Here is a 5809-nt window from a genome sequence, read left to right as displayed (position 1 = left end):
CCGCCGCCGCCACGGCATTGCCCCCCCGGCTCGGCCCCCGGCGCCGCGCCGGTCTCCGCCCCGGGCGCCTCGCCGGTCTCCTCGGCGGTCTCTTCCGGGGGCATGGCCTCGGCCATGGCCACGCCCTCGCCGGGCGAATCGGCCTCGGCCTCGCCGGGCTTCTCCGCCTCCGGGTCGGGGGCGCCGATCGCCTGGGCCAGCAGCCGCTTCACGTCGCCGCCAAGCTCCAGGGCGAAGCCGGGCACCCCGTCGGGGGCGTTGAAATCCCAGGCATAGTCGGCGGGGCCGACGAAATCGCGGATGCCGACATCCAGCGACCACATGCGCCGCAGCGCCGCCTGGCGCAGCGCCCAGGGCACCTGCGGCCGCAGGAAGGCGGTGAAGTCGCTCTCCGCCGTCAGGCTCTCCAGCGAGGGCAGGCTGGAGAGGTCGAATTCCGGCTCGGCCGGTGGGGCGGCGGCCGGGGCCGCGGCCTGCGGCGCGGCGGGGGCCGGGGCCTCGGGTTCCGGGGCCTCCGGCTCCACCCCGCGCTTGCGACGCGACCAGCGGCTGAGGAAGCCCTCCCCGCTCATGCGCCCCCCTCCCCCGGCCGGTCGCCGGGGGCGCGGCGGGCCAGGGCCTCGGGGTCGGCCTGGTCGCGGCGGCGCTTCCAGAAGCCGCGCTCGCGGTGGTGCTGGGCCACGAAGGCCGCCAGCGGCGCGCGCAGAAAGTCCGGCAGGGGCAGGCTTTCCAGCGTGTCCTGGCCGACATCGGCGTAGAGATGCGCCTCGCCGGGGTCGAGGGTGACGGCGTGCAGCGCCATGCCGGGCTCGCCGGGCGCCGGGCGCAGCACCACCCAGATGCGCGGCTCGGGCGATTCGAGGTTGTGCTTGTAGTTGTCCGTGTCGGTCGGGTGGAGCGCGATGGTGGCGCGGCCGGCCAGGAACAGGGCGCGGCCTTCCTCCTGCCGCAGCAGGGTCCAGGGGGCGATTTCGGGCGCGTCCTCCAGCACCTCCACCGCGCGCCAGGACCAGTCGGCCCAGGGGCTGGTGGAGGGGCGGCGCTCGGCGATCACCGCCACCTCGCGGTGCAGGCTGTCGGGCGTGTCGGTCAGGGGCATGGGGCCCTCCTACTGCGCCGCGCCGGCCGCGATCAGCGGCAGGCCGGTGGCCAGGTTCTGCGGCTTCATGCGCAGCATCTGGGCGCCGTTCATCGCCAGCGCCAGATAGACCGGCTTGCCGGCGACACGCGGCAGCACGCGCGTCTGCTCGCGGAATTCCAGCACGCCGAGCCAGAGGATGCGCGCCAGCCGCTCCTGCGCCACCGCGCGGCCGTGCCAGAGGTCGTTGGCGATGGCGGTGGCCTCGCTGTCCAGCCCGACATGCCAGGTCCAGGCCGGGTCCTCGATCACCGGCACCGGGCGGATCGAGACCTCCTCTCCCAGCACATGGCGGATGAAGCGCTCCAGCGCGCGGGCCACGCCGAGCTGGCCGGGCCGGCCCTCGGCGATGTCGAGCGCGTAGTCATGCGCGTCCGAGCGCGCCGCATAGGGGGCGAGGTCGGCCTCCCCCAGCACGTCCAGCTCGACCTCGCGCGGGGGGGAGCCGGCCTCGGTCAGCAGGCGGCCGAGGGCGCCGAAATCGCCATCGGCGGCGCGGGCCTCCACCACCTCCTCATCGGCCAGCAGCAGGGCGCCGTGGTGGATGGCGGCGCGCTGCGGGCGGAAGAGGCATTCGGCGGCGCGCCAGACGAAGGCGTCCTCCTCCCCCTCCAGCGCCGCGCGGGCGATGAGCTGGGTCAGCATCTGCAGGAACAGGGGCGGCACGCCGCGCACATCCTCGCGGTAGAGGGCCAGCCAGGCGGCCTCCAGCGTCGGATGGGCCATCACCCGGTCGCGGAAGGCCAGGAAGACCTGCCAATTCTCCGCCGCATCCGGATCCGCCAGCGCGGGCACGGTGACGGCCTTAAGCGGATCGGCGAGCAGCCCGGCATGCAGTTCGCGCTCGGCGGCGCAGGCTTCCTCGGGCGGCACCAGCTCCGGCCGCGCCAGGAAGGCGCGCCACAGATCCGGCGTGGCCACCAGCCGCCCCGCTTCGTCCCGGTCACAGAGCTGATGCCCCGACGCCACCCACACATCCATCATCTTTTCTTCCAGCTTCCGTTTTTTTTCAGCTGCCGGTCATGGCCGGGACGGGAGGCACTGCACGTGAAGCCTCCCTCTTCGGCCCAGTGTGGCGGCCCGCCTGGCAACAGGACGGCGGCAGCCTGACAGAAAAAGGGGAATTCATTCCCCCAGCCTTCCCTCTTTGATGTTCGTCAGATCGACTTCTTCGACGCTTTCGTCTTCCCCCTCGACGGCGACGATGCCGAAGACGGGAAGGCTGCCGAAATCGCTGTGCGGGGTTTCGCGCCGGTGCAGGGTGCGGAAGCGCTCGCGCACCTGGCCGTCCTCGACGCTGCGGGCCAGCGCCAGCACGGTGCCGGGCGGGTGGTCGCAGAGGGATTCCGCGAAGCCGATTTCTTCCAGGGCGGCGGCGCGGGCGGCGGCCTCGTCCGGGGCGCCATAGGCGGCGCGGATATGGGTGGCGAGGGCGGCGATGGCGGCCTCGCGCTCGGCGGGGCTGGCCTCGGCCACCTCGACCAGGGTGGAGAAGCCGAAGCTCGCCAAGCCGAGGAAGCCGGCGCGGAATTCCTGGCGGCGCTTGCCGGAGAGGCTGGCCGGGTCCTCGTCCCAGAAATCGAAGCCGCCGGGCACGGCCCATTCGCCCGGCGCGGCGGCGCGGGAGAAGACCACGGCGTCGGAGGGGTCGAGCCGCAGGGTGCGGGGCAGGCGGTGGGTCATGCGTCCGGCCCCGTGGGCAGGGGGTGGCGGGCCTCGGCGCCGTCCTCGCGGCGCAGCACCAGGGCGCCGCTCTGCGGGTCCAGGCCGCGCTTGGCGCCTTCCATCCAGGGTTCCACCTCGAGGCGCGCCAGCACGCGGTCGGCCATGGCGCGGAAGCCGCGCGACTGCCATTCCGACAGCCCGGCCATCAAATGGCGGGCCCAGGCGGCGACGATTTCTTCCGGTGGCACTTCCAGGAAGCCTTCCTCGGCCAGGACGGTGTGGCCGGGGGTGCTGCCGGGCTCGTGGCCGGGCTTGTGGCGCCAGTCGAGGGAGAGCGCCACCACCAGCCAGTCCGGCACCGCATCTTCCGCCGTGGCCGGCGGGGCGCCGAGGGCGAGGTGGCCCACCGCCGCGCCGTTCAGCACCAGGGTGGCGGGCCAGCGCAGCGTCACCGGGATCTCGGGCGGGCCGAGCACCACCAGCGCATCGGCCGCGGCGCTGGCGGCGGCCAGCAGCCCGGCGCGGGCGGCGCGCAGGCTTTCCTCCGGCTCCAGCACCAGGGCGGCCTGGAGAAGGGTGTCCGAGGCGCTCCAGGCCAGCAGCCCGCCGCCCTGCTCGGGGGCCAGGGCCATGGCGCGGGTCCGCGCATCCTCGCCCGGCGGCAGGGCCAGGGGGGTGAACAGGCTGGGCAAAGGGGGCAGGCCGCCGCGCATATTTCGTGCGTTTCCCTCGTCATCACGCATTCGCGTGGATATATGCGCTTCGTCCCGCCGGCGCAGCGGGCCGGAGGATGCATGACCGAATCCCGCCGCACGATTTTTGCCTGCAGTTGCGAAGACAGCATGGTGCTGGACGAGGGCGCGCTGAAACGCGGCTGTGGCGGGCGGCTGGCCACGGCCGAACAGCTCTGCCGCGGGCAGCTCGACCGGTTCCTCTCGGCGCTGGGCACCGGCGACGTCACCGTGGGCTGCACGCAGGAGGCGCCGCTGTTCCGCCAGGAGGCGGAGGCGGCCGGCCACCAGGGCGGGCTGCATTTCGCCAATGTGCGGGAGCAGGCCGGCTGGTCGGACCAGGGCGCGGCGGCGGGGCCGAAGATGGCCGCGCTGCTGGAGGCCGCCGCCCTGCCGATGCCGGCCACGCCGCTGGTGCCGCTGGAAAGCCAGGGCGTGACGCTGATCCTGGGCCGCGACGAGGCGGCGCTGGATCTGGCCGAATTGCTGAAGGACCGGCTGGACCTGACCGTGCTGCTGACCGGGGAGGAGGAGGTCGCCCCCCGCCCGCAGGCGGAATACCCGGTGCTGCGCGGCCGCGCCCGCGGCGCCACCGGCTGGCTCGGCACCTTCAACGTGGTGGTGGATGGCTATGCCGCCGCCGCGCCCTCCTCCCGCGCCGCCTATCGCTGGGGCACGCCGCGCGACGGCGCCGCCAGCCAGTGCGACATCCTGATCGACCTGACCGGGCGGGCGCCGCTCTTCCCGACGCATGAGGTGCGGCAGGGCTATTTCCGCGCCGACCCCGGCGATGCGGCGGCGCTGGCGCGCATCGCGCGCGAGGCGGGCGAGCTGGTCGGCCAGTTCGACAAGCCGCGCTTCATCCGCTTCGAGGCCGGGCTCTGCGCCCATGCGCGCAACAAGCGCACCGGCTGCACGCGCTGCCTGGATCTCTGCCCGACCGGCGCCATCACGCCCGGCAAGGAGAGCGTGCAGATCAGCGCCGAGATCTGCGCCGGCTGCGGCGCCTGCGCCGCAATCTGCCCGACCGGCGCGGCGCAATACGACCTGCCGCCCACCGATGCGATGCTGCGCCGCATCCGCGCCCTGCTGCTGGCCTATCACCGCGCCGGCGGCCAGGCGCCCACCCTGCTGCTGCATGGCGAGGGCGGCGAGGCGATGCTCGACGCGCTCTCCCGCCAGGGCAACGGCTTGCCCGCCCATGTGCTGCCGGTGCGGCTGGGCGAGGTGACGGCGGCCGATCTGGCCATGCTGGTGGCGCCCTTCGCCTGGGGGGCGTCGGATGTGCAGCTGCTGCTGCCCGCCCGCCGCCCGCACGGCGCCGAGGGCGTGCTGCGCAACATCGACTATGCCGAGGCGATGCTGGCCGGCCTCGGCCTGCCGCACGCGCCGGGGGTGATCGAGACCGACGACCCCTTCACCCTGCGCGAGATGCTGGACGCCGCGCCGCGCCCGGCGCCCGCGACCCACGCCGAGTTCCTGCCGCTGGGCGCCCCGCGGGAGATCCTGAAGACGGCGCTGGCCGCGCTGCGCGACGCCGCCGCGCCCGCCACCGCCGTGATCCCGCTGCCGGCGGCCGCGCCCTTCGGCGAGGCCAGCGTGGCGGTGGAGGGCTGCACCCTCTGCCTGGCCTGCACCATGGTCTGCCCGACCGGCGCCTTCGCCGCCAACCCGGACCGGCCGGAGCTGTCCTTCCTGGAGGATGCCTGCGTGCAGTGCGGCCTCTGCGCCACCACCTGCCCGGAGAAGGTCATCAGCCTGACGCCCCGGCTGAACCTGGCGCCCGAGGCCGCGACCCGCCGCGTGGTGAAGCAGGAGGAGCCGGCGATCTGCCCCTCCTGTTCCAAGGCCTTCGGCACCCGCGCCTCGATCGACCGGGTGAAGGGGCGGCTGCGCGCCAGCGGGCACTGGATGTTCAGCGACGCGTCGAAGCTGGCGCTACTCGACCTCTGCGAGGATTGCCGCGTCTCCGCCGCCACCAACGCCCAGGTGGACCCCTATGCGGGGCCAGCCCGGCCGCGGCCGATGACGACGGAGGATTATTTCAGGAAGCGGGAGGGGTAAGGGGCGCCCTGCCGCCCCGCCCCGCCCGCCACAGGATCGTCCCGGCCCGGCCCAGCAGCAGGCCGGGCCCGAGCAGCAGCAGCCACCAGAAGGGCGGTGCCGCCAGGGCGGCCTGGCGGTAGCCCTGCCAGTATTGCAGGCCGAAGCCGGCCAGCCCCAGCAGCAGCGCCGACCAGCCGCCGGGCAGCGCGACCTGCCCCGGCCCGGCCCA

At 74.6% G+C, this 5809-nt stretch carries 7 protein-coding genes; 1 reads left to right on the top strand and 6 read right to left on the bottom strand.

Annotated elements, in window-relative coordinates; translation table 11 throughout:
- The 5 genes from HMPREF0731_RS25955 to HMPREF0731_RS14805 form a co-directional block, all read right to left on the bottom strand.
- Window positions 1-572 (bottom strand): DUF3306 domain-containing protein (locus HMPREF0731_RS25955; protein ID WP_007004972.1); only part of this gene is annotated, 572 nt, incomplete at its 3' end.
- On the bottom strand, window positions 569-1099 hold the full coding sequence (locus HMPREF0731_RS14820) for a DUF3305 domain-containing protein (RefSeq protein WP_007004971.1): 531 nt from the start codon (window positions 1097-1099) through the stop codon (window positions 569-571). The genes HMPREF0731_RS14820 and HMPREF0731_RS25955, both read right to left, overlap by 4 nt.
- Window positions 1100-1108: 9 nt before the next feature.
- Window positions 1109-2122: a DUF6352 family protein gene (locus HMPREF0731_RS14815; RefSeq protein ID WP_007004970.1), complete on the bottom strand. Its 1014-nt coding sequence runs from the start codon at window positions 2120-2122 to the stop codon at window positions 1109-1111.
- A gap of 141 nt (window positions 2123-2263) precedes the next feature.
- The gene (locus tag HMPREF0731_RS14810; RefSeq protein ID WP_007004969.1) at window positions 2264-2821 is read right to left on the bottom strand and encodes a DUF6505 family protein; all 558 of its coding nucleotides are present in this window, start codon (window positions 2819-2821) and stop codon (window positions 2264-2266) included.
- On the bottom strand, window positions 2818-3516 hold the full coding sequence (locus HMPREF0731_RS14805; protein ID WP_007004968.1) for a biotin/lipoate--protein ligase family protein: 699 nt from the start codon (window positions 3514-3516) through the stop codon (window positions 2818-2820). The genes HMPREF0731_RS14810 and HMPREF0731_RS14805 overlap by 4 nt, the downstream gene beginning before the upstream one ends.
- Before the next feature lie 81 nt (window positions 3517-3597).
- Here HMPREF0731_RS14805 and HMPREF0731_RS14800 point away from each other — a divergent pair, with 81 nt between their 5' ends.
- On the top strand, window positions 3598-5598 hold the full coding sequence (locus HMPREF0731_RS14800; protein ID WP_007004967.1) for a 4Fe-4S binding protein: 2001 nt from the start codon (window positions 3598-3600) through the stop codon (window positions 5596-5598).
- Here the strand turns inward: HMPREF0731_RS14800 and HMPREF0731_RS25565 are convergent.
- A partial coding sequence (locus HMPREF0731_RS25565; RefSeq protein ID WP_007004966.1) for a hypothetical protein occupies window positions 5579-5809 on the bottom strand: 231 nt, incomplete at its 5' end. The two genes, HMPREF0731_RS14800 and HMPREF0731_RS25565, sit on opposite strands and share 20 nt — an antisense overlap.

The organism is Pseudoroseomonas cervicalis ATCC 49957 (genome assembly GCF_000164635.1).
GTDB lineage: Bacteria > Pseudomonadota > Alphaproteobacteria > Acetobacterales > Acetobacteraceae > Pseudoroseomonas > Pseudoroseomonas cervicalis.
Note: the sequence above shows the minus strand (reverse complement) of the source record. Positions and strands in the feature narration are given on the sequence as shown.

What these genes read in the sequence shown, in the direction of transcription:
- HMPREF0731_RS14810 (WP_007004969.1), bottom strand. Translation starts at nt 2,821, where the DNA reads ATGACCCACCGCCTGCCCCGCACCCTGCGGCTCGACCCCTCCGACGCC.
- HMPREF0731_RS14805 (WP_007004968.1), bottom strand. Translation starts at nt 3,516, where the DNA reads ATGCGCGGCGGCCTGCCCCCTTTGCCCAGCCTGTTCACCCCCCTGGCC.
- HMPREF0731_RS14800 (WP_007004967.1), top strand. Translation starts at nt 3,598, where the DNA reads ATGACCGAATCCCGCCGCACGATTTTTGCCTGCAGTTGCGAAGACAGC.
- HMPREF0731_RS14820 (WP_007004971.1), bottom strand. Translation starts at nt 1,099, where the DNA reads ATGCCCCTGACCGACACGCCCGACAGCCTGCACCGCGAGGTGGCGGTG.
- HMPREF0731_RS14815 (WP_007004970.1), bottom strand. Translation starts at nt 2,122, where the DNA reads ATGATGGATGTGTGGGTGGCGTCGGGGCATCAGCTCTGTGACCGGGAC.